Below are 22,873 nucleotides of genomic sequence, written 5' to 3'. Positions count from 1 at the left end.
TGTGACCCTAGCGGCGACCGAGCGCCCTTCACTTGTGCGGTCTACCGTTTCGGTGAGACCGTTGCCCTCGCAACGCTGAGTAGTATAGCGAATGCCGCCGATTTTGTCAAGCGCGATTGCTCCACGCCGTTTTGTCGTATCAGGACGCGATCTTTCGCTAGATAGGCCGGCTTTCTTGCACCGGTAAATTGGACGAAATTTCCGCGAATCTTTTGGCGATCTCGCGCGGTTTCATTCATGCAAGGTGTTTTTTTACTGGCATTGACAGGAGGTTGGCATGAGCGATCGGGTACTTTCGACGGCAACGGCGCGTGAAGCGATTGAGCGGTTTCAGCGGATTGTGCAGGGGCCATTGTTGCAACAGATTGGCGATCTGAACCGGGAAGGACAGCTCTTGTCGGATCCGAACAATTGGGATGGGCGGCTAGCTGCGCAATTCCGCGCTCATTGGGCGGAAACGCACCAAAAGTTAATGGCTATTCAGGGGGCGTTGGAGGATTTGCGCCGGCAGGTAGCGCAGATTAACCAGAACATTATGCAGGCGGGCGGGCAGTAGCAGCAGATGGCCGGCGAGATTTGCTCTCGCCGGCCCATCACACGGAGCTATGGAACGAAACGGAGAAACCGAGATGTCACTCGCTTTTCAAATCAGCCATGCCGAGTTGCTTTTATTGCTAGGCCTACTCGAACTGCCGCGGCCCTTCGCACTTGGACAAGGCACATTGCCGGCACGGCCAGCGTTAGAGGGTGCGCTGAGCGCAGCAGTCGGCAGTTTAGTGGCGCGCAATCTCTTAGTCCTGCCTCCATCGCCAGAAAGCCCGCCCACACCCCATGCCGCCTTGGCTGACATGCTCCGCACCGCCGCACTCGCCGATAGCCTGCTCATTGTAGCCAGCGGCCCGCCCACCCAGCTTGGTCATATTAGCCGCGCCGGCAATCGGTTTGTGCTGCACAGCAGTCCGGCGCCTGATGTGCATCGGTTCGAGGCGATTACTGGCGTCGACCAAGTTACCGGCACGATGTTGGGGATACTGGCGCTGGTCAACCTGCGTGAACCAGAGTGCCAAACGCCGTTGCTGCTTAACGGCGAAACGCTGCTAACCGCATTCAATGCTTTGCAACACAACGATGAGCACATGGCGGTTTGGGCTTTAGAGCAGCAAGGCTATCCAACAACACTGGCGCGTAGCTTTGTAACAGCGATTGGTCCGCAACCGGCTCGCTATGCGTTGGCAGCTATCCGGCACATGCGACAACCCCAACCGGAAGCGCGCGGCGCATTGCTGATTGCCGGACGCAACGGCGGGTGGTGGGCAGTGCCGGCATCAGATCGCGACGATCGCTTGGCCTTGTGGCCGGTCGGCGGTGATAGTCTGCGCCAACGGATTGGTGAGCTTGGCGCTTGGATCTGTGAGGCTGCATGAATACTGTCGCTGCGATCCCTGCCCAGTTGCGCCAATATGCGACGGCCATTATTGCCGAACAGGAACAACTGCTAGCCGAAGCGCGCAGTCTGGCGACAGTACTGAGCCGTTTCAGCAGCCGGTGCCGCGAGTATGCGGTATCGGGGGTGGACGGTCTTAGCGATTCACTGTTTAGTCATTGCCGCGCAATCAACGAGGTAGCGGTATGGGTAGGCGATACCGCCAACCGGATCGAAGCCGCTGATCGCGGTGGCATAACTGCGCCGCTCCTTGGGGCCACGGTTGCGATGATGAGCGCCGGCATCGCCAATCGCTTAGCAGGGCGGCGCCCCTTTTGGCCGGGTTTGCCTACGCTTGATCTCGGCGCTCGCCTTGCCTTCCGGTTCATCTGGGAACTGCGTGCACCGGCACGGCCAATCGCGCCGGCCAGCTTAGGCGTGCGGATAGCGGCGCGGCTGGCGACGCAATGGTCAATGCAGACGGTACGCCGCTGGAACCCAACGTGGCTCAGCGGCGTTTGGCCCGCTTTGCGCACCGGAGCCGTGCAGCAAGGGCGCTGGCTAGCGCAAGCCGGCTTGGTGACGATTGCGCCATGGTTGCCATGGCCAACGGCGCTGCGTTTGATCGCCACCCAGCAATGGCTGGAGCAGGCGTTGGAACACCTGCAAATGTGGCTGATGCCGATCACCCTATTGCCCCAGCCCGGCTGGCCGGTGCGTTTCCCTCTCGCCGGCTTCGGCGCATTGGCCGGATGGTTCGCGCCGCTTGTATGGCAGGCGACTCCCATCTTGTTGTCACCGGCGATGCAGCAACGGCTAGCCGATGCCTGCACTGAGCTTGTGCAGCGCGGCACAAGGCTGGTGTGGCAATCTGCATATCAACAAACCATGCGGTGGCTTTGGCCATGGCTGCCACTCTTGCCCAACCGCGCGCAGAGCTGGCATCTGTTACAGCAAAGTCTCGTGATGAGCGGCACGATCGCAACAAGCAGAGCCGATCTTGCGCTTCATCCGGCTATGCTCTGGCTCATCTGCGTCCAAGCAGGTGGGATGCTTGGCCTCATTAGCGGCCCACGTTTGCCTGCAATCATCCAGAATCCGGCTGACGTACCGAAGCTGTTAGAAAGCGGTTTTTGGATCGACGCATTTCAATATCTATCACTGGAGGAAATGCGCGCATTAGTGAGCCAGCTCGAACAGCTCAACCGCAATACACGCTTCAACCTGATGTTGAGACCGCTCACACGACCAACTACCGGGCCGGAAGCTGAACCAGATGGCTACGCCGATGTACACGCTGTCTTCCCGCCGAACGAGTGCATGGTCGATCCGAACCGTCCGTATCGGATCACACCGAGAGCGTTGCAGGCGACACCACACAGCTTGATCAGCCCATACCTCGGCGAAGAAGTTCGGGCAGCGCGGGTCGGCAAAGATGAATACGTCGTTGGAATCAGCGGTCTCAATCTCGACAATATGGCATACGGAACAAATGGATTGGTTTCGGTGATCGAGACGGCCAGCGGGAAAGAGCGGCTTGATCACAATGCCTACTACCAAACTGTGCGCGAGCGGATCATGCGCCTGATTGAGCAGATGCCGGCAGGCAGTACCCTTCATCTGATGGGACATAGTATGGGGGGCGGGATGTGCATTCTGTTAAGTAACGATCCAGTGGTGCAAGCTGCGTTGGCTCAGCGTCAGGTTCAATTAGCCAGCGTCATTACGCTTGGCGCCGTGCGCCCGCACGGCGAATGGGATGACGCACCGTCAGAGATTAATGGTCAGCTAGTCACCGTGCGGCATTACGTTGACAGTGACGATACGCTCGCGAAATCGGTCGGTGCCGGGCACGATGACGCGCGCTACCGTGCTGTGGTATTCGAGCTAGACAACCACCAGCTCGATCAACCGAGTGTAGCGCATAGTGCCTACGAAACGTTCGACTACAGCCGACTGCCAGTTGAGGCACAAACGTTGCCGTTCACGATTGATCCCACCGAATTTGAGTTGCTGCCTCTACCGATATTGCCCGAACTACCGCCGGTCGATCCTGACTGGTTTCAGGAACCGCCGTTATCGGCATAGGAGGAGCTGTCTATGTCAGGCCGGAGCGATGTTTGGTGGGATTGGAACGCCGCCGATGAAGCAAGTGGCGCATTGCGGCGCATTGCGAGCGCGATCGATGCGGCGGCCCGGCAACGAGCGAGTACAGCCAGTGCGCTCCTAACCGGATGGGAGGGGCCGCGCCAGCGCGAGTGGGCTGCACGCCACGCTGCGCTACAGGTCGAAGCTATTCGCTTGCGCGAACAATGCTTACATGCGGCCAATGCTATCGCCCAAGCCAGCGCGCGGGCGCGCGCTGAGCAAGATCGGATTAACTACGAACGGCAAGCTACTCAGCCAGCAACCAACTATGCAGGACAACCCTAGTTCGTTTAACCGTCCACCCCGCCTGCGTCCGCGCTGGCGCGCCGAGACGGTGGAATTACCCGTTCCGCCCAACCCGCCGCAGCCACGCGCGGCAACAATGTGGCTACAGGCATTGTTACCGGTAATCGCAGCGTTGCTGTTCAGCGCCGGTGCGCTGATCGGCTACGGTTCATGGTTAGCAGCATTGCCGGCGCTGGTGTTAGGATTGCTCAGTAGCGGTATCACGCTGCTCAACGAGCGAGAAACTACCCGGCGCAACGCGCATACCCATGCTGAGCAGCAGACACTCTTCAACGATCGCTTGGCCGCAGCGCGCGCTCGCTTACGCCGCTTGCACGAAGAAGAGCGCGCTGCCCGGCGCTACTTAGCGCCCGATCCAGCAGAACTATTGCGGATCGCTGGGGCCGATGGTCGGTCACGCGCGCCGGAGCCACGGCTGTGGGAACGCCGGCTGAGTGATGATGATGCGCTAGAATTGCGTGTGGGCAACGGAACGTTGCCGGCGACAAGCCGCGCCGCGTTTCAGCCGGGAGCACCGGCTGACCGCCGGATCGACCAGCTTCTGGCCGAATACGCCAGCTTACATCAGGTGCCGATCTGCTTGCCATTGCGCCAGCTCGGTTCGCTCGGCATTGCCGGACCGCGACCGGCAGTGGTAGGGCTAGCGTATGCGCTGCTGGCGCAAGCGGCCACCTTGCACGCGCCGGCTGAACTGCGCATTGCGCTGATTGCGCAGAAGAATACGGCGACCGATTGGCAATGGATGGCGCGCCTGCCTCACAGCCAGACACCGGGCGAACCGCAGGCCGGGCGGATCTTGGCCGCGATTGAACCGACAGCGATCGACCGCCTTTTAACTTTCCTGCTAGACGAACTGAGCCGGCGGCGCGAAGCAGCAGCGGCCAACCCGGTGCCAGTCGTGATCATTGTTGATAGCGCCGCGCTGGTTGCAACGCACACCGCGCTCGGCCAACTCCTTCGCGATGGCGGCACGTATGGTCTGATTGTCGTGGTATTGGCCGATGATTGGGCCAACGTGCCCGAATACTGCGCAGCAGTGGTCGAAGTTGACCAACGAATAGGAAGGTGGACACGGGCAGGCGAAGCATGGCCAGCCACTCCCTTCCAGCCCGACCTGCTCGATCGAGCCAGCATAGAGCAACTCGCCAACCGGTTGGCAACCATCCGCCTGACTGAAATCGGGGCCGGCCAGCATCTGCCACGCCATGCCCGCTTGCTAGAGCTGCTTGAGCTGCCGACCGGCGATGGCATTCCGCTGCGCTGGTTGCAACCGCCACCATTAGCATGGCACGAGACGCCAATCGGCGCTTTAGGGGAAGGAAAGCCGTTTTTCCTCAATCTGAACGAACAATGCCACGGTCCGCATGGCATTATCGCTGGCGCGACCGGCGCTGGCAAGAGTGTGTTGTTGCAAACCATCATTGTCGCGTTGGCCGCTACCCATGGCCCTGACCGGCTCAACGTGCTGTTGATCGACTTCAAGGGCGGCGCGGCGCTCGCTCCGTTTGCGCATATCCCCCACACCACGGGATTAGTGACCGATCTCGACGATCGCTTGGCAACACGTGCCATCGCTGCCATCAACAGCGAATTGCGACGGCGCAAGACTATGCTGCGCACCGTCGCCGAACAGTATGGCATCCATATCGAGAACATCGCCGATTATCGCGCACTAGCACGCCAACACCCGCTAGAACCGTTGCCGAACCTGTTGATCGTGCTCGACGAATTTGATGAAATGGCCCGCAGTTGTCCCGATTTTGTCAGCGCACTGGTGCGAGTTGTCAAGCAGGGACGTTCACTGGGAGTATATCTGTTGATCGCTACCCAACAACCGGCGCGGGTGGTCAGCGACGAGATCCGCAGCCAATTGAGCTACTTCATCGCTTTGCGGCTAGGCAGCAGCGAAGACAGCCGCGAAATGTTGCAACGTCCTGACGCCGCCTTTTTGCCGCCACAACTGCCCGGACGGGCATACGTGCGCAGCGGCGGCGAGGTGCGGCTCATACAAGTGGCCCGACTGGCTACTCAACCAGACGGCCAGAGTGATCTTGAAGCGATAACCCAACGACTCTGCGCAGCCGGGATCGCTCATCTAGCCGCACTCAACTGGCAACCACCGCCTATTTGGCAGCCACCACTGCCGGCACATCTGACTCTCCATACGGCGGTGAGCGGCTTGCAGGCAGTGGCCGGTTTGCTTGACATACCGCAGCAGAGCCGGCAAATCCCGTTGGTGATCGATCTCAATACCGGTCATCTGGCGATCTTTGGCGGGCCAGCCAGTGGCAAGAGCGTGACTTTGGCCCGCATCATCCTCGACCTTGCCGGGAGATGTGCGCCCGATGCGCTCTGGTGCTATCTGATCGATGGCGATGGCCGGCTTTTGAGCGCCTTGACCGATCTCCCGCACGTTGGGGCCATGGTGCAACCCTTCGATCGCGAGGCGCTCATCACCCTCTTGCGCCAACTCGACAACCTCCTGCGCGAACGGCGCATGCGCGTGAGCGCCGGCCAACCACCGGGACCGCCGGTGCTGCTCGTCATTGACCGGCTAGCAGTGGTGCGTGATGAACTCCGCGACGCCTATGGCGAGAGCGACTTAGCCGAATTAGTCCGACTAGCTCGCAATGGGCGCGATCTAGGGTTACGCCTAATCGTGAGTGCCGAGCGGCCATCCGACTTCCCCTACCGGCTAGCGGCGCAGTTCGAGCAACGGCTGGCCCTGCGCATGCCTGATCTCAACGACTACGCTGATGCCTTTGGCCAGCGGCCGCCATCCCAACTGCCGCCAGCCATAGCCGGGCGCGGCTACTGGCAGCATAGCGAAGAAGGTCTGCTGGAAGTGCAGATTGCGCTGCCGGCAGGCGGCGTCGAAGCTAGTGACAGTCGCGAGCTAGCGCTAGCTATCCGGGCGCAAGTGACTACGTTAGCGCACACCACGCCGCTAATCGCCGGCGGCCCGCCGCCGTTGGCGTTGCTGCCCGAACGCTTGGCCAGAAGCGCCTTACCGGCGGCCAGTCAATGCATTGCCGGCCTGCGCCTACCATGCAGTTGGGCGGCAGAGCCGCCGGGGCCGGTAGAGCTGCACCTCAGCTCGGAAACACCACACGCACTGGTAATCGGGCCGCGTCGCAGCGGCAAAAGCACGGCCCTACTCACCCTAGCTCACAGCGCATTAACGGCATCACCGCCAGCACACTTGATCATCATCGACGGGCCGCGCCGCAGTCTGAACCGGTTGCGCGCGCTTACACCAACAGTGCGCTACATCGCTGACGAAGCCGGACTGGCAATGCTAAACGATGAACTTAGCGCATTGCGCCGCGAGGCAACTAACCGGCAACTCTTGATCATTGACGATTACCACCTGTGTCGCGAACGCTGGCGTGACCACTTTACCCAGAGCTACAGCGCAACGCCCAATCTATTCAATCAGTTAGTCGAATTGGCTCAAACCGGCAACGAACCATTTCACTTGCTCATTGCCGCTGGGATCAGCTATGCCGATGATCCGCTGCTGCGGGCACTTGACGGTGCGCGCAACGGGATCGTACTCTGGCCGGGTCGTTACGACACCGGCACACGCTTGCTCGGCCTTAATCTACCACTGCCTGATCAACGCCCCAGTGAGCAACCGCCGGGACGGGCGCTGTTGGTGAATGGTGATGATGAACCGGTGATGATGCAGGTAGCGGGAGAATAAATCTCATAATGGAGCGTTTGAGGAGCGCGATAGATGTTTCCCGCATTCTTATGCCTTGGTTGTCCTCATCCCCTCTTTCTTGCTCTCCCACAAGGGGAGTTCAAGGGCGGACAGAACCATGAAGGCAAATATGGTTGATGACATTGAGCTACGCTGGTTCACCTTCACCCCCAGCCCTCTCCCACCGATGCGGGAGAGGGGAATGCAGCGCCGGGCTTTGAGGCATCGCACAGCGATCAACAGTTGTACTCTACCAATATTCTGTCCACCCTTCAACAAAAGGTGCGAAGAGAGGATTGGCATATCCGCCTGAGCAAACCCAATGCTACGCTCTGAAAGCTTGCCGAACAACGCGATAACGATCCGCTTTAGAAGAGCACGGCATAGAGATCACTGCTCACAACGGGGGAAAACAGCACTAAACGAACACCGGTTCAAGCAAGCGGTACAGCACCGTTTGACATGACGTAAGAGCCATGGTACATTGCGGGTATCTGTGCGGTATATCACAATCGGACAAGAGGCAACAAAACGACAACAAAGGAGTGCGCCGTGAGTGAACCTCTGGGAAGCGCTCAGCGTCCGCTGCGCGTCGCGATTATTGGCGCCGGCCCGGCCGGTTTTTACACTGTTGAAGCGTTGCTCAAACAAAAAGATCTGGTCTGCCAAATCGACATCTTCAACCGCTTCCCCACCCCTTATGGATTGGTGCGCGAGGGAGTTGCCCCTGATCACCAATCGATCAAGGCGGTGACGCGCATTTACGACAAGCTAGCCGCCCACGCCAACGTTCGCTATTTCGGCAACGTCACTTTTGGGGTTGATATAACCCACGCTGACCTGCGCTCCTATTACGATCAGATCGTCTACGCCGTCGGCGCGCAGTCAGATCGGCGCATGGGCATTCCCGGCGAGGATTTGTTCGGCAGCATGCCGGCAACCGCTTTCGTTGGCTGGTATAATGGCCGGCCCGACTACCGCGATCTTGAAGTTGATTTGAACGTTGAGCGAGTCGTGGTGGTGGGCAACGGGAATGTGGCGATGGATGTGACGCGCATTTTGGTGAGCGATCCCGATGAGCTGGCGAAAACCGATATTGCTGACCACGCACTGGCCGCGCTGCGCCAGAGCAAGGTACGCGAAGTGGTGATGTTAGGCCGGCGCGGGCCGGTGCAGGCCGCCTTCACCAATCCAGAATTGAAGGAGTTTGGTGAGCTGAAGGGAGTTGACATCATTGTCGATCCGGCCGACCTTGAACTTGATCCGCTGAGTGAAGCGGCGATGGCCGAGGATAAAACGGCGGCGAAGAATGTTGAGATGCTGCGCGAATATGCCGCCCGCGGCGCCACCGGCGCGCCACGCCGGATCGTCATGCGCTTCCTTGTTTCCCCTATTGCTATTCACGGGGTTGATGGCCGGGTGACCGGCGTCACGATCGAGCGTAACAGATTGGTGCAGGCTGCCGACGGCAGCTTACGCCCGCGTGGCACCGGTGTGACTGAAGAGTTGAGCTGTGGTATGGTCTTGCGCTCGGTTGGGTATCGCGGCGAGCCGTTGCCCGACGTACCGTTTGATGAAGTGAGCGGCACCATTCCCAATCGCGATGGCCGAGTGCTGAATGGGCCAAACGGTGAACCGATCCTCGGCGAATACGTGGTCGGCTGGATCAAGCGCGGCCCGTCAGGCGTGATCGGAACCAACAAACCCGACGCGGTTGCCACCGTCAACAAGATGCTGGCTGATTTGCCCAACCTGCCGAACACGCCGCCCGCCGGCGACATCACCGATCTGTTGCGCGAGCGCGGGGTTGATTTTGTCACCTACGCTGATTGGCAGCGGCTGAACGAGTATGAAATGGCGCAGGGAGCGGCACAAGGCCGGCCACGGGTAAAGGTGACGCGGGTGGAAGAGATGATGGAGATTATCCGAGCTGGCCGCTGATGCGCATTGTGATGATCGCGCCCTTCGGCATCAGACCGAAGGGCACCCTACTGGCCCGGATGTTGCCATTGGCGCAGGCGTTGCACCGGCGCGGCCACACCGTTACGATTTTGGCGCCGCCGGTGCATAATCCGGCTGATGGCGGCACAACCCGCGACTACAGCGGGGTAACGGTGACCCATACCCCCACACCACCTCTCGGCGGCCCGCCAGCAGCCCTCTGGCATACTGTGGCGCTTTGGAGCAGGGCGCGCCGGTTACAGCCCGATGTACTCCACCTCTTCAAACCCAAAGGATTCGGCGGGTTAGCAGTGCTAGCTCGTGGCAGAGTGCCGCTCGTGGTTGATTGCGACGATTGGGAAGGGTCGGGTGGATGGAACGACTTGCTACCATATCCGCCACCGGCCAAGGCGTTATTTGCGTGGCAAGAGCGCGATCTGCCGCGCCGCGCCGGCGCGGTCACGGTCGTTTCGCATACACTCGAAACCTTGGTCTGGGCCATGGGTGTGCCCCCGCAGCGCGTTTTTTATCTACCAAACGGCGCGCCAGCTACTGAACCGTTACCGCTGCAGCCTACACCTCACCCCACCATTCTCCTCTACACCCGCTTCTGGGAACTCGATTTGGCTGAAGTAGCAACCGCGCTAGCGACGATCCACCGCGCGCGACCTGACGCGCGCCTCTTGCTGATCGGCAAAGGCGAGCGCGGCGAAGAGCAGCAGCTTTTGGCGCTGGCCACAACGCAAGGTTGGGCAGCGATGATTGATAACCGTGGCTGGCAAGAACCGGCGGCGATTCCTCAATTGCTTGCCAGCGCCGATGTGGCGCTAGCGCCGATTCGCGATACGTTGATCAACCGCGCGCGCGGCATGGCCAAACTCGTGGAACTGCTCGCCGCGGGCTTGCCGATTGTGGCCAGCGATGTCGGCACGGCCCGCGACTACCTCGCGCCTGACGCCGGCATCCTGACGCCGCCCGGCGATGCGCAGGCGCTGGCCGCCGCAACCCTTGAATTGTTAGCCGACGAAACGGCGCGCACCCGCTTGCGCGCTGCCGCAAGAGCAGCGTCACACCGCTTGGCATGGCCGAACCTCGCCCCAATTGCTGAAGCAGCCTACCAGCAAGCCACTGTTCGCGCATAGCCAACCGCCGATGGACTATGGTATGATAGTCTCTTGGCTATGCACGTCATGACCAAGATGTCTGCTTGACAACAGACTTTGGCCCATCCAGACTATATCTAATCTAAGCGAAGCCAAGGATCGCGCTTCCCACAAAAGCTTCATTCCGGCATCTGATGGAGTGAGGTCAGCGAAGTGGCACACTAAAGATGCCGTATTGCCTGTGCTGTTGCGATGCGCCATTAACGAACCTAGCCGGATCGCCAATGATTTAATTGTTAGAAGATACTGAAACCGGTTTCGTAACTATCGCCTATGGCAAACCAACCTCCCGGCCGGATACTCGTCATTGATGACAGTGAACACAATCGATACTTGCTTGCGCGCCAGCTCGACCGGCACGGCCATACGGTCGTCACAGCGATCCACGGGCGGCAGGGATTGGAATATGCGCAGCAGCAACCTTTCGATGTCATTCTGCTTGACCTCATGATGCCCGAAATGGATGGCTTTACCGTGCTTGATCAGCTCAAGTGCGACTCACAGATGCGCCACATTCCGGTCATCGTGATTTCGGCGATTGATGAGATCGACGATGTGGTGCGGTGCATTGATGCCGGCGCCGAAGATTACCTCACAAAGCCAATTAACACGACCCTGCTGCACGCCAAAGTGAATGCTTGTCTGGAACGAAAACGGTTGCGCGACCAAGAGCAAGCGCATCTGATAGCGATCCGCTATGAACTCGAGCTGGGGCGGCGCATGCAAGCCGATTTCTTGCCGGAACGTCTACCGCACATTGACGGCTGGGAGATCGCAGCAGCGTTTGTGCCGGCGCGAGAAGTAGCCGGTGATTTTTATGACGCCTTTATCTTGCCCGATCAACGGCTGGTTTGTCTGCTGGGTGATGTTTGTGATAAAGGTGTGGGAGCAGCGATCTTTATGGCGTTAACCCGGTCGCTTTTGCGCGCGTTTGCTGAACAAGCCGCGCTGAACGGCGACGATCCACTGCGCGCTGTAGCGATGACCAACGAGTATATTGCGCGCCACCATCACGCGAGTCGCACCTTCTCGACCATTTTCTTTGCGATCATTGATCCGGCCAGCGGAACCGTACAGTATGTGAATGCCGGCCACCCAGTGCCGATTTTGATCCGTGCCGATAGTAGGGTTGAAATGTTGTTATCGACCGGGCCAGCCGTCGGCTGGATCACCAATGCGCGCTTTACAACCGAGACAACCAAGCTAGAGATAGGCGATCGGCTCTTCGCCTACACCGATGGTGTCACCGAGGCGCGGTCACCCAACGGCGCGCTGTTTAGCGAGGAACGGCTGCTGGCAACGATCGATCCGGCACTCAACGGCGCGCGTCATCTCGAAACCATACAACGGGCAGTGATGGCGTATACGATGCGCCAGCAGCCAGAGGATGATTTGACGATGTTGGTCGTCTGGCGGTACAGCGCGGCGTGAGGTGAGGGGTTGTTTTTACTATGCCGCTGCAGACGCCTACCCCCCTAGCGGCGCTCGTATCCCTCAACGCTGGCGTTTAGTCCTCTGGTGAAGGAGCGACGTTGGCGAGCAACGTCGCTCCGGCTGAGGTTAGCGCACTTCAACTTCCAGCGCGACGGCTTCACCACCACCAAGACACAGGGCAGCGATGCCGCGTTTACCGCCGCGTTGCCGCAGAGCCGAGATCAGCGTCACCAGCACGCGCGTACCGCTCGCACCGATCGGATGGCCGAGCGCAATCGCGCCGCCATGGACATTCACCCGGTCAGCGTCGAGGGCAAGAGCACGGAGATTCGCAATGACTTGCGCCGCAAACGCTTCATTAATTTCAAACAGATCGTAATCGTCGAGCGTGCGCCCGGCGCGTTTCATCAACCGTTCGATCGCAAAGGCAGGCGCGGTGAAAACTTCAAGCGGCTTGACCGCTGCCTGCGCAGCCACTCCGATCCGGGCTAGCGGTTGCAAACCCAACTGGGCCGCCCGGCTGGCGCTCATCAACACCACTGCTGCCGCGCCATCGGTAATGCCGGGAGCGTTACCAGCAGTGACGGTGCCATCAGCGACAAACGCCGGTTTGAGCTTGGCCAGCGCCGCCAGCGAGGTGTCGCGCCGTGGCCCTTCATCAACTGTCACCACGTTAGTCTGCCCTTTCGGTCCCGGCACTGTCACCGGCACAATCTCCTCGTCAAAGGCACCGCGGTCTTGGGCTGCGATCGCGCGCTGGTGCGATTGCAGCGCATAAGCGTCTTGCTGTTCGCGGGTGACGTGAAACGTGCGCGCAATCCATTCGGCGGCAGCGCCCATATGATGGTTTTCAAATGCGCACCACAACCCATCGTGAACCGTGGCATCGATCACTTGGCCGTGACCTAGCCGATAGCCGTGCCGCGCCTGCGGCAACAAGTAAGGGCCGCTGCTCATATGCTCCATGCCGCCGGCCACCAGCACGTCGGCTTCGCCGGCCTTGATCAGCGCCGCGCTAACCATAACGGCTTTCAGCCCACTGCCGCAGACCTTGTTGACCGTCAACCCGCCAACCGAGTCTGGCAAACCACCGCGGAGCGCTGCTTGCCGGGCTGGTGATTGGCCCAAACCGGCGGTAACGACGCACCCCATGATACATTCATCGACCATTGCCGGTTCGATCCCGGCCCGTTGCACAGCAGCCCGCACGGCAGCTGCGCCTAAATCAATGGTGCCGAGGCCGCTGTAGGCGCTGTTAAAGCGGCCAATCGGCGTGCGCACTGCGCTCACAATGACTACATCGTCCATAAGCTGTTCCTCACAGTGCAGGAATAAATGGTGACAACCACCAGCAATGATACCGGATATTATAGCGGGCTATGTTTCAAGATACCAACCCGCGCAACTGCCGGTAGAGGGACACCACGCTACTGCCGTTGTCGTACCCCGGCGGCAGCCATGACGCTGGTCGCAACAGCCACAAACCAGCTTGCGCTGCCGGCGGGCGGGTGGGCGGGATGGTTGGATCGGGGAGCAGAGCGGTCGTCAACCCATCCAGCTTCTCGTTCGCCAAACTTGGCAGCGCGGTTGCAACGGCGGCTTGCAAGACCGCGCCGAGCGCCTGCCGTAGCTGGCGCCGTTCATGCGGAGTGGCGCGGCTCAACTGCGCGACTTCTGGGCTAGCGAGCCGCATCGCAACGGTCACACGCCGGTGCGTCTCCGTTTCAGCAGCCGGGGAGAGACTAATCGTCACCGGTAGCGAAGAACCGGCCACAATCTGGTAGAGGGGTGTGTCAGCGGGCAGGCGCGAGCGTTCAACAGCAAAGTAGCCGGTCGCGATGATTGGCGAACGCGCACCGGTGCGCGCGGCCAAGCGCCATGCCGCTGGGCCAAGGACAATGGCACGGGCAAACACCTCTTCGCCATTAGCGAAGCGCACCCCTGCCACCCGGATAGGCGTGGTGATCAGAGCCACTGCCCGCTGTTTAGCGCGCCATTCACCACCAGCGCGGATCAAGGCATCGGTAAAGAGGCGGATGAGCGTCCCGGCATCGCCGGCCACGGTTTCAGCAGGGGGAAGGAGCGCCACACTACCAGCCGGCCACGGACAATGATCGCTTGCCGGCAGACCGCTGGCCGCAAGGATCGTATCCACAACGTTGCGCAGCGCCGGATCGACGATACCGTAGCGGCACAACATATCGCCTGCTGTCAACCGTTGCTGGCGCAGCACTTGCATTTGGGCCAGTGGATCAAACCGCTCGGCCAAGCGCAACGCCGCAGCAGCCGCCGTCTCTTGGGCTTGCCAGAAACGACCGGCGGCATCAGCTTGAGCAGGAAAGAGTGCGCGCCGGCTCCGGCGCCACTGGCCCAGATCGCTGGGCACGTCAATCACTCGCTGCGCTAGATACAGCCGCCACGCCGGGTCACGCCGCACAACCGGTAGGTAGACCCCCAGATACGCCGCGATCTGCGCATACGGCCCATCACGCACACCGGCCCACTGCGGCGGTACGGTATCGTACCAGCAATTACCGCAACGCACCACCGGCTGCAAAGCTCCGGCACCGGTAAGCAGCACCGCGTGGCCGTCGTTGGCTAAGAGCGCAGCAAGCGCCGCTTCAGCAGCGGTGTTGCCAACAATGATGAAATCGAAGCGTGCGGACAATGCTCATCCTCCGGTCTCGTAGAGCCGCGCCACCACGATCAAGAGCATCAACAAGATGCCGGCATACGACAACCCGACCACTCGCACAGGCCGGTCACGCACCGCCAGCGCGGTTGCCGGGATGAGGGCCACCGCCACCACACCGTAGATGAGGTGCAACGCCATCCGGGCAAGATCGGCCTGCCAAAGCAAGGGAAGCCCGATGGCCGCCTGCGCCATGATCAGCAGTTGCAATATCCCACTTAGCGGCTGCATCCCGCCACGATTGCGCCATGCTATCACCAAAGCCCAGAGCACGCCAACCGCGATCACGATGGTAATGGTGAGTTGTAACCGGCTATGCAAGGCAATGAGTCGCTCCATATCGGCGCTATTGTAGCACGACCAGCAGCGGGGCTAAATACGGTATACTGGAACAAAGCGGAACTACCGCTGAATATCATTTCGTGATGTTGAGAGGTTGTAATGGTGCGCACACGGTGTGCGCGCAGCGATCTCTTCTACTTGGGGACACTACCTCTTTGCATTGCGCGAAATGATATGCTGATCCCCACAATGATTTTATGTTAAGTATTAGCATTGTCGAATGCCTTATCGTCTTGATCCTTGTGGCGGTTGTGGCCGCGATTGCCTTTCGCGCCGGCTATTTTCGCGGGCGAAGGCAGTAGTTTCGCCGGTAGTGGCGATGGTTTGGCCCGCGGCGCCTGTGTCTGGCTGAAACTGGCGATTGATAGCTTGTGGCAGTGCCAATGATGCCAGCCGTTTAGAGAGGCGAATACTCGCAGCAGCACGCTCGCGCCATTGCAGGAGATTGATTCGGACGGGTTACGCCCTCGCAATGACAGAGGGCACGCTTTACGCCTTATGACGCTGGCATCGCTGCTGCCAACGGATTCGACGCTCGTGCGGTTTGTGCGCGACGTTAGGAGGGGAGGACCAGCAGAGAGGCAGCTTGAGACATTACTATGGGCATTATCTACGGCCTAATTGCTGCGTTAGGATGGGGAACCGGTGATTTCCTGATCACCCGCGCTACTCGCCAGCTCGGCTGGCAATGGACACTCTTGTTCGCCCAGATGGCTGGTATCGTGGCCATCGGTCTAGTACTCCTTAGTCGCGGCGATCCGCTGCCGCCATGGGGGCCGGATTGGTTGGCAGCGGTGGCGGTCAATCTGCTCAATGTCACCGGCACGCTGTTGCTCTACCGCGCTTTCACAATCGGCACGCTGGCCATCGTCTCGCCGATCTCGGCCAGTTTTGCGGCAGTGACGGCAGCGTTGGCGCTCCTCGATGGCGAGACGTTGGGCATGATCACGCTGGCCGGCACCGGCTTCGTGATCGGTGGGGTGATCGTAGTGTCACGCGGGCCGGGGACAGCGCACACCAATCTGCGCGGCGTGCCGGAAGCGATTGGGGTGGCGATCAGTTTTGGTCTCTTCTTTTGGCTGATCGGTGATATCACAGCGACCTTCGGCATCGCATGGCCAGTCTTGATCGGGCGGGTCGTGACGGTATTGGCAGCAGCGATGATCCTCGCCTTCAGCCGACCGGCGCTGCCGCAATTGACCGCGGCGCGCGGTGGTCTGATCATCGCGGCCAGCGTGCTCGACACCATCGCCTTCCTCAGCTTCAACACCGGGATCGCTACCGCCTACGTCAGCGTCGTCACGGCACTCGCCTCGATCTTCAGCGCTGTGACGGTTGTGCTGGCGTGGCTAGTGCTACGCGAGCGGCTGGCGCGGAGCCAATGGCTTGGCGTAGCCGGCATTTTGGTGGGGGTCTTATTGGTGAGTTTGCCGTAAACGACAGCGGGCGGTAGCTTGACTACCGCCCGCTACAATCATCCGTTGCGCTAACGGTCAACGGTCACCGGCTGGCCTGCTGGATTCTGGCTAGTAGCCGGCCACCACCAAATGATCGCCATACTCATGACCAACACGATCGTTGTCACAAGGCCACCTTCTGGGCCAAATGGGCCGCCGGTAAACCAATCGGGGCCGGTCTCCATGAGATTGAACAGCATCCCACCACTCACCATTTGCCCGCTCACTTCGAAACCAAAGAGATTACCCTGCGCCCAATTCCAGACCGAATGGAAGGCACAAATCCCCCACAGCGACTCTTCACGGAGGGCGTAGAGTGCAGCGAAGAGACCATACAGACCGAGATTCAGTAGTGCGAGCACGCTGAGATTGGGATTCAACCCATGCATGACGGCAAAAAAGAGTGACGAGATCAGCACACCAACCCAAGGACGGTAGCGCGCCGCGAGGGTGGGCAACATCCAGCCGCGCGTCAGCACCTCTTCAGCCGCACCTTGGATCAGCCAGCCGGGGATGAGCACTAACAACACGCCACCAAGCGCGGCTAGGCCAACCTGCGCCGGATCACCAGCTTCTACGGCGACAAAGCCGAAAGGCGCCAGCAAGCCAACGACGGCACAGAATGAAGCCAGCCCCACGAGCAAGCCTCGTCCGTAGAAGAAGAGCGCCCGCTGTGGCTCGAAACCGATTGTTGCCATACCGCGTCGCTCATACAACCGAATCCACAACCACACCAGCACAATCATCGCGCCAAACGAGACGGCAAGCGTGAGTGACAGCCAGAACCCTGAAACGAGTGGGGGCAGGAGGTCGGATGAGGCACTGCTCATACCCCCTAACGCTAGCTTTGCCAGAACTATCGGAATCGCAAACACTTGCGAGAGAAAAACTATCAGTACGCCAATCCCGATCACGCCCCACCATGACGTTAAACGCCGACCACTGCGCGCGAGATCGTACAGACGGTTGTGCGTGAACCACGCTGGAAGCATAAGCTATACCTTTCTCTGAATGATAACAAATTCTAATATCGTTATCAATATTAATATTGATGGTATTTCTTGTCAAGATGGTCACGCGGCTCTCACTGTGCTAAGATAAAGCTATGTTAGGTTCGAACATAGCATCTTCGCACTTCAGCGCGTAGGAAAAACATCTTCCAAGGGGAAAGGATGGCATGGCGTGAGCGATCCACAACGCCCAGAGGACTACAGTCGATATCAACCTCCTCAGTCACCGTATCAGCAACCGTACCAGATACAGTATCAAGGGACGCCGGGGTACACCGGTACAACAATGCCCGGCACTGTCCAAGCCATTGGCATCATGGCGATTGTTGATGCAGTACTGAGTGGACTGAGCGGCCTTGTTTGGATGATCACAATCTGCGGCATTCCGCTCGGTATCTACTCGATTGCAGTGGCGATTGTAGCCGGTATGTATGCCTACAAACTGCTCCGCAATCCGCCCCAGCCGGTACAACCAAACAGGACGCTAGCGATTATGCAGATCGTTAACATTGTTACCGGCAATGTTATTTCAATGGTCTTTGGCATTCTCAGTCTGGTGTTTTACAACCAGCCTGACATCCAAGCGTATTTCGCCTATCGGAACAGCCAGCCATCACCGCCGCACCAATATCAGCCGCCATCATTTTGACACAGGATGGTTGGAATGACAGAAAGGGCGGGTATGACACCCGCCCTTTCCATTGATGCGACCCGTTACCACCATCATAATCGCCATACCTGCACACCGGTTGCTGGCAACCTGCCAATATCCAATCTCCCATTGCAGACAACCGTCTCGGCGCCGGTGAAGAGTTCGCACAGACGCACACCATCGGCAAGACCGGCGTGGCGCACCGGCAATGCCCGCAGTCCATCGTCGCTGCGGCGAGCAACGACAATCAGTCGCTCTTCCGGCGCTTCACGCTGGAAAGCGATCGTTTCGCCCTGCGCATAGAGCTGCTGGAAACCGCCCCAGCGCAATGCCGGCGCAGTGCGCCGCAGATGCGCCAACCGCCGCACAAAGGCACGCAGGTCGCGATCCCACTCCGCTTCATCCCACGGCATTGTGCGCCGGCAATCGGGATCACCGCCGCCGGCCAGCCCAATCTCGTCGCCGTAGTAGATGCAGGGCACACCGGGATAGCAGAAGAGTAACGTCATCGCTACCCGCACCCGCGCCAGATCGTCACCGACGATCGTGCGCAGCCGCGGGGTGTCGTGACTACCGAGCAGGTTAAACTGCTGCGTCGCCACTTGCCACGGAATCGCCGCCCGGAATGCCGTCCACTGGGCAGCGACCGTCTCGGCGGCGATCGGGCGCGGATCGGCTTCGGGCCGATTCGGGTTAACTTCAAACCCGCCTAGCCAGCGCCAAACGGGGAAGGTGAAGCCTTGATAATTCATCGTGGCGTCAAGCTCTTCCCCTTGCAGGTGAGGGGTGCCATCGAAGAAGTGTTCACCAAGCAGATAGGCATTGGGCTGTTCGGCCTTAACCGCTCGCCTCATACCCCGCCCAATCTTGTGGCCAAGATTGTCGGGGCCGAGTCGACCGAGCATATTAGCCACATCGATCCGCCAGCCATCGATACGGTAAGGCGGACGCAGCCAGCGTCGCATGATCGCGTCATGGCCGGCGTACATCACTTCCCGCAGACGCACGCTGCGGTAATTGAGCTTGGGCAGCGTCTTGACCCCCAACCAGCTTTCGTAGTCGTCAGGGTGACGGCGGAAGGTGAAAAACTCGGCAGTTGGCGCGCGCGGATCGATTTGCGCGGCCACAAACCACGGATGGGTAACACCGCAGTGGTTCGGCACAATATCGAGCACTAGATGCATTGCACGCTCGTCGAGCGCCTGCCGTAGCTGCACCAACCCCGCTTCGCCGCCGAGGTGCGGATCAATGCTGGTGTAATCTTCGACATCGTATTTATGGTTCGACGGCGCGCGGAAGATGGGGTTCAGGTAGAGGGCCGAGACGCCCAGATCGGTCAGATAGTCGAGGCGTTGGGCAATGCCCTGCAAATCGCCGCCAAAGAACTCGATAGAGCCAGTGACCCGCTGTGGAAGCTCATGCCAGCGTCGCGCCACCACCGGCCGCCCGTGGTAGAGGTATTCGCCGTCGCGTACATTGTTGCTCGGATCGCCATCCGCGAAACGGTCGGGAAAGATTTGGTAAAAAACCGTATCACGCACCCAATTCGGCGCGTGATAGTTGGCCAGTACCACGAAATCGTTCGCATCGGTCGGATAATGACGGGTTACACCGCCAGCACTATACCACCGCGTCCCATCCTCAGCGCGCAGCAAGAAACGATAATTGGTACGCAGCATACGGATCGGCAACTCGCCTTGCCACCAGCGACATACCCCGTCAACTCCAACCGCACGCAGCGGCGTGAGCTGCTGTTCACCATCGGGGCAGGTGCGAAGAAAGACAGCGCTCACCGGTGCATCAGCGTCAAGGCGAAGCCGGATCACGGCGGTATCGCCCAAGCGCCCGCTAAAGCGCAGATAGGCGGGCGAACCGTCGTGATGGATACTGGCCTCCCAGTGCAGCTCGCTCATGCCATCTGCTCCAATGCAGCAATCGCTGCTTTGATCCGCGCTAACGAGCGCTCGCGGCCCACGCCGGCCAGTGTATCGAACAACGGCGGCGCCACGCTACGCCCGGTAACGGCGATGCGGATCGCCCCAAAGAGCGGCCCCGGTTTCACGGCAAGCTGCTCGCACAACCCGCGCAACGTCACCTCCAACGCCGGCGGCGTCCAGTCTGCTTGCCGGCTCAACGCCTCGTGAGCCGCGCGCAGCATAGCGATGGTCTGCGCGGCATCGTGCTTCTTGGGGATCAGGTCAGCCGGGTTATACGTCTCGCCCGGCGTTACATCACGATAGAAGAAGCGGAGCAAGTCGGGCGCTTCTTGCAACTCCTCCAATCGCTCGTGGATAAGCGGGATCAGCCGCAACAAATAGGCGCGCTCAGCATCGCTCGCCGGATCGCCGATCAACCCAGCTCGCTGCATAAACGGCAACACCAGCTCAGCCACTTCTGCCGCCGTTCGTTTGCGGATGTAGATGCCGTTCATATCGCGCAACTTTTCCGGGTTCCAGCGCGCCGGCGAAGGCTGGATGCGGTCAAGCGTGAAGCGCTCAATCAACTCATCACGGCTCATAATCTCGGTGACACCGTCGTAGCTCCACCCTTGCAAGGCAAGATAATTGAGCATCGTTTCCGGCAGATAGCCCCGCTCACGAAAACGGTGAGTCGCGACATCATCCTTACGCTTCGACAATTTACCCTTGCCATCATGGCGTAAGATCGCCGGCAGATGGGCAAAGATCGGGCGTTGCCAGCCAAAATAGTCGTAGAGCAAGACGTGGTACGGCGTACTCGGCACCCACTCTTCGCCGCGCATAACGTGGGTGATCTTCATGAGATGGTCATCAACCAGATGGGCAAAATGATAGACCGGCATCCCGCTCGATTTAATCAACACAATATCTTGCAACTGGTCATTTTGCACTACAATCTCATCACCACCGCGGATCAGATCACGGAAGCGCGTTTCACCCTCGAGCGGCGTCTTCAAACGCACCGTGAACGGCTTACCACTTGCCGCCATTTCCTGCTGTTGGGCAAGCGGCCAGTCGCGTTCGGGGCCACGGAAGCGAAACGACTTAATCCCAGCGGCCTCGGCAGCAGCCCGCATCTGCGCCAGCTCCTCTTCGGTGGTAAATGACATATAAGCGAGACCAGCCTCGAGCAACTGCTCAACAAAGGGCCGGTAGATGCCTAGCTCAAACCGTTCCGACTGGACGTAAGGGCCATACGGGCCACCCACATCGGGGCCTTCGTCCCAGTCGATGCCAACCCAGCGCAGCGAAATACTAATATCGTCGGCAGCGCCGGGCACGAATCGCTTTTCATCAGTATCTTCGATGCGCAGAATGAACTGGCCGCCGTAGTGGCGGGCACAGAGCCAGTTAAACAAGGCAGTGCGCACACCACCGATGTGCAAGCTGCCGGTCGGGCTAGGGGCAAACCGCACCCGCACCGGCCCGTCAATTGAGGTCATGAGTCGCTCCTTATGAAACATTTCATAGAGACGTCGCGATGCAACGTCTCTACCAATGAGGTTATCCGGCCAACACGACCATATCGTCGCGATGGACGACTTCCGGCCCGTAATCATACCCTAAAACTGAGACGATCTGGTGCGAGCGCAGACCGGCGATCATGCGCACATCATTTGCACGATACTGAGTCAACCCACGGGCAATCTCGCGGCCATCAGGGGCAAAGATGCGTACCGTCTGACCACGATCAAACTCACCGCTCACCTCGCGGATGCCGGCGGCAAGCAGGCTCTTGCCGTAGCGAGTGAGTGCTGTCGCTGCGCCTTCATCAACGACAATCCGTGAGAAGCGCACCGTTTCGGCCAGAATCCAGCGTTGGCGTGCATCGGGGTGGGTCGTCGCGGCCGGAAAGAAGGTGCCGATCCGCTCGCCGTTAGCTACCCGCGCGATCACATCCGGCTCGTGACCGGCGGCAATGACCACCGTCACACCGGAGCGGGTGGCAAGATCGGCGGCCTGTATCTTGGTCTGCATCCCGCCGGTGCCGCGATGCGTACCGCTGCCGCCGGCCATAGCCCAAATCCGCTCATCGATCACAGGCACTTCGCGCAGCAGCTCGGCGGTAGGATCGCTGCGCGGATCGGCGCTGTAGAGACCGGCAATATCGGTCAGGATCAAGAGCAGGTCAGCGTCGATCAAGCCGGCCACCAGCGCCGAGAGATTATCGTTATCGCCGACTCGAATCTCGGCGGTCGCCACCGCGTCATTCTCGTTGATAATCGGCACAATTCCTTGCGCGAGGCAGAGCGTGAGCGTATTCCGCGCATTCAGATAACGGCGACGGTCACGCAGATCATCGCGGGTGAGCAGTGCCTGCGCAACCTGCAACCCGTACAGCTCGAAAATCTGCTCGTAGAGATGCATCAACCGGCTCTGGCCAACGGCGGCGAACACCTGTTTGAGCGGGATGTTACTGCGCTGCTGCGGCGCGACGCCGAGGCGTTCCTTACCAGCGGCAACCGCGCCCGACGAGACGAGCACTACTTCGTGGCCGTCTGCTTTGAGGCGGGCAATCTGGCGGGCCAACTCGACGAAATAGGGCCGGTGCAGCCGGTCAGTGCCGGCGGTTAGTACGCTAGTGCCTAACTTGACAACGAATCTCGTCATACTGGTATGT

The 22,873-nt window shown here is 59.8% G+C and carries 17 protein-coding genes; 10 read left to right on the top strand and 7 right to left on the bottom strand.

The window, feature by feature from the left end; genetic code table 11:
* Positions 1 to 277: 277 nt before the first annotated feature.
* From Q1A00_RS11065 to Q1A00_RS11030, 8 genes are all read left to right on the top strand, one after another.
* Positions 278 to 556: a pyrophosphorylase gene (locus Q1A00_RS11065; RefSeq protein ID WP_298403777.1), complete on the top strand. Its 279-nt coding sequence runs from the start codon at positions 278 to 280 to the stop codon at positions 554 to 556.
* A 49-nt stretch (positions 557 to 605) separates the two neighbouring features.
* Complete coding sequence (locus tag Q1A00_RS11060; RefSeq protein WP_298403780.1) at positions 606 to 1,424, top strand: hypothetical protein; 819 nt, start codon at positions 606 to 608, stop codon at positions 1,422 to 1,424.
* Positions 1,421 to 3,511, top strand: a complete 2,091-nt coding sequence (locus tag Q1A00_RS11055; RefSeq protein WP_298483078.1) for a hypothetical protein — start codon at positions 1,421 to 1,423, stop codon at positions 3,509 to 3,511. Before Q1A00_RS11060 ends, Q1A00_RS11055 begins: the two co-directional genes overlap by 4 nt.
* A 12-nt stretch (positions 3,512 to 3,523) precedes the next feature.
* Complete coding sequence (locus Q1A00_RS11050; RefSeq protein ID WP_298403786.1) at positions 3,524 to 3,856, top strand: hypothetical protein; 333 nt, start codon at positions 3,524 to 3,526, stop codon at positions 3,854 to 3,856.
* The gene (locus Q1A00_RS11045; RefSeq protein ID WP_299756782.1) at positions 3,840 to 7,583 is read left to right on the top strand and encodes an FtsK/SpoIIIE domain-containing protein; all 3,744 of its coding nucleotides are present in this window, start codon (positions 3,840 to 3,842) and stop codon (positions 7,581 to 7,583) included. Before Q1A00_RS11050 ends, Q1A00_RS11045 begins: the two co-directional genes overlap by 17 nt.
* A 552-nt stretch (positions 7,584 to 8,135) precedes the next feature.
* On the top strand, positions 8,136 to 9,524 hold the full coding sequence (locus tag Q1A00_RS11040; RefSeq protein ID WP_298483082.1) for an FAD-dependent oxidoreductase: 1,389 nt from the start codon (positions 8,136 to 8,138) through the stop codon (positions 9,522 to 9,524).
* Positions 9,524 to 10,666 carry a glycosyltransferase family 4 protein gene (locus tag Q1A00_RS11035; protein WP_298403796.1) on the top strand — a complete coding sequence of 381 codons (1,143 nt, stop codon included), beginning with the start codon at positions 9,524 to 9,526 and terminating at the stop codon, positions 10,664 to 10,666. The genes Q1A00_RS11040 and Q1A00_RS11035 overlap by 1 nt, the downstream gene beginning before the upstream one ends.
* 294 nt (positions 10,667 to 10,960) lie before the next feature.
* Positions 10,961 to 12,118 (top strand): SpoIIE family protein phosphatase, encoded by a 1,158-nt coding sequence (locus Q1A00_RS11030; RefSeq protein ID WP_299756777.1) that lies wholly within the window; start codon positions 10,961 to 10,963, stop codon positions 12,116 to 12,118.
* A gap of 129 nt (positions 12,119 to 12,247) precedes the next feature.
* On the opposite strand, the gene Q1A00_RS11025 is transcribed toward Q1A00_RS11030, so the two are convergent.
* The 3 genes from Q1A00_RS11025 to Q1A00_RS11015 all read right to left on the bottom strand — a co-directional run bounded on the left by Q1A00_RS11025 (position 12,248) and on the right by Q1A00_RS11015 (position 15,152).
* Complete coding sequence (locus Q1A00_RS11025) at positions 12,248 to 13,429, bottom strand: acetyl-CoA C-acetyltransferase (RefSeq protein ID WP_298403801.1); 1,182 nt, start codon at positions 13,427 to 13,429, stop codon at positions 12,248 to 12,250.
* A 76-nt stretch (positions 13,430 to 13,505) separates the two neighbouring features.
* Positions 13,506 to 14,789 carry a hypothetical protein gene (locus tag Q1A00_RS11020; RefSeq protein WP_298403804.1) on the bottom strand — a complete coding sequence of 428 codons (1,284 nt, stop codon included), beginning with the start codon at positions 14,787 to 14,789 and terminating at the stop codon, positions 13,506 to 13,508.
* Between the two features lie 3 nt (positions 14,790 to 14,792).
* On the bottom strand, positions 14,793 to 15,152 hold the full coding sequence (locus tag Q1A00_RS11015; protein ID WP_298403807.1) for a hypothetical protein: 360 nt from the start codon (positions 15,150 to 15,152) through the stop codon (positions 14,793 to 14,795).
* 602 nt (positions 15,153 to 15,754) lie between these two features.
* On the opposite strand from Q1A00_RS11015, the gene Q1A00_RS11010 reads away from it, so the two are divergent.
* Positions 15,755 to 16,591, top strand: a complete 837-nt coding sequence (locus Q1A00_RS11010) for a DMT family transporter (RefSeq protein WP_299756772.1) — start codon at positions 15,755 to 15,757, stop codon at positions 16,589 to 16,591.
* 50 nt (positions 16,592 to 16,641) lie between these two features.
* Here the strand turns inward: Q1A00_RS11010 and Q1A00_RS11005 are convergent, their stop codons facing one another.
* On the bottom strand, positions 16,642 to 17,604 hold the full coding sequence (locus tag Q1A00_RS11005) for a type II CAAX endopeptidase family protein (protein WP_299756769.1): 963 nt from the start codon (positions 17,602 to 17,604) through the stop codon (positions 16,642 to 16,644).
* A gap of 190 nt (positions 17,605 to 17,794) precedes the next feature.
* Between Q1A00_RS11005 and Q1A00_RS11000 the strand changes: the two genes are divergently transcribed.
* Positions 17,795 to 18,271 (top strand): hypothetical protein, encoded by a 477-nt coding sequence (locus Q1A00_RS11000; RefSeq protein ID WP_298403816.1) that lies wholly within the window; start codon positions 17,795 to 17,797, stop codon positions 18,269 to 18,271.
* Between the two features lie 74 nt (positions 18,272 to 18,345).
* Here the strand turns inward: Q1A00_RS11000 and malZ are convergent, their stop codons facing one another.
* The 3 genes from malZ to proB form a co-directional block, all read right to left on the bottom strand.
* Positions 18,346 to 20,187 carry a maltodextrin glucosidase gene (gene malZ / locus Q1A00_RS10995; protein ID WP_298403819.1) on the bottom strand — a complete coding sequence of 614 codons (1,842 nt, stop codon included), beginning with the start codon at positions 20,185 to 20,187 and terminating at the stop codon, positions 18,346 to 18,348.
* On the bottom strand, positions 20,184 to 21,695 hold the full coding sequence (gltX, locus tag Q1A00_RS10990; protein ID WP_298403822.1) for a glutamate--tRNA ligase: 1,512 nt from the start codon (positions 21,693 to 21,695) through the stop codon (positions 20,184 to 20,186). Before gltX ends, malZ begins: the two co-directional genes overlap by 4 nt.
* A 61-nt stretch (positions 21,696 to 21,756) precedes the next feature.
* Positions 21,757 to 22,863 carry a glutamate 5-kinase gene (proB, locus tag Q1A00_RS10985; RefSeq protein ID WP_298403824.1) on the bottom strand — a complete coding sequence of 369 codons (1,107 nt, stop codon included), beginning with the start codon at positions 22,861 to 22,863 and terminating at the stop codon, positions 21,757 to 21,759.
* Positions 22,864 to 22,873 lie beyond the last annotated feature (10 nt).

It is taken from the genome of uncultured Chloroflexus sp. (assembly GCF_938091255.1).
Taxonomy (GTDB): Bacteria; Chloroflexota; Chloroflexia; order Chloroflexales; family Chloroflexaceae; genus Chloroflexus.
This window is presented reverse-complemented; position numbering and strand designations above follow the sequence as displayed.

What these genes read in the sequence shown, in the direction of transcription:
- Q1A00_RS11050 (WP_298403786.1), top strand. Translation starts at nt 3,524, where the DNA reads ATGTCAGGCCGGAGCGATGTTTGGTGGGATTGGAACGCCGCCGATGAA.
- Q1A00_RS11030 (WP_299756777.1), top strand. Translation starts at nt 10,961, where the DNA reads ATGGCAAACCAACCTCCCGGCCGGATACTCGTCATTGATGACAGTGAA.
- malZ (WP_298403819.1), bottom strand. Translation starts at nt 20,187, where the DNA reads ATGAGCGAGCTGCACTGGGAGGCCAGTATCCATCACGACGGTTCGCCC.
- gltX (WP_298403822.1), bottom strand. Translation starts at nt 21,695, where the DNA reads ATGACCTCAATTGACGGGCCGGTGCGGGTGCGGTTTGCCCCTAGCCCG.
- Q1A00_RS11055 (WP_298483078.1), top strand. Translation starts at nt 1,421, where the DNA reads ATGAATACTGTCGCTGCGATCCCTGCCCAGTTGCGCCAATATGCGACG.
- Q1A00_RS11005 (WP_299756769.1), bottom strand. Translation starts at nt 17,604, where the DNA reads ATGCTTCCAGCGTGGTTCACGCACAACCGTCTGTACGATCTCGCGCGC.
- Q1A00_RS11035 (WP_298403796.1), top strand. Translation starts at nt 9,524, where the DNA reads ATGCGCATTGTGATGATCGCGCCCTTCGGCATCAGACCGAAGGGCACC.
- Q1A00_RS11045 (WP_299756782.1), top strand. Translation starts at nt 3,840, where the DNA reads ATGCAGGACAACCCTAGTTCGTTTAACCGTCCACCCCGCCTGCGTCCG.
- Q1A00_RS11065 (WP_298403777.1), top strand. Translation starts at nt 278, where the DNA reads ATGAGCGATCGGGTACTTTCGACGGCAACGGCGCGTGAAGCGATTGAG.
- Q1A00_RS11015 (WP_298403807.1), bottom strand. Translation starts at nt 15,152, where the DNA reads ATGGAGCGACTCATTGCCTTGCATAGCCGGTTACAACTCACCATTACC.
- Q1A00_RS11025 (WP_298403801.1), bottom strand. Translation starts at nt 13,429, where the DNA reads ATGGACGATGTAGTCATTGTGAGCGCAGTGCGCACGCCGATTGGCCGC.
- Q1A00_RS11010 (WP_299756772.1), top strand. Translation starts at nt 15,755, where the DNA reads ATGGGCATTATCTACGGCCTAATTGCTGCGTTAGGATGGGGAACCGGT.
- proB (WP_298403824.1), bottom strand. Translation starts at nt 22,863, where the DNA reads ATGACGAGATTCGTTGTCAAGTTAGGCACTAGCGTACTAACCGCCGGC.
- Q1A00_RS11060 (WP_298403780.1), top strand. Translation starts at nt 606, where the DNA reads ATGGAACGAAACGGAGAAACCGAGATGTCACTCGCTTTTCAAATCAGC.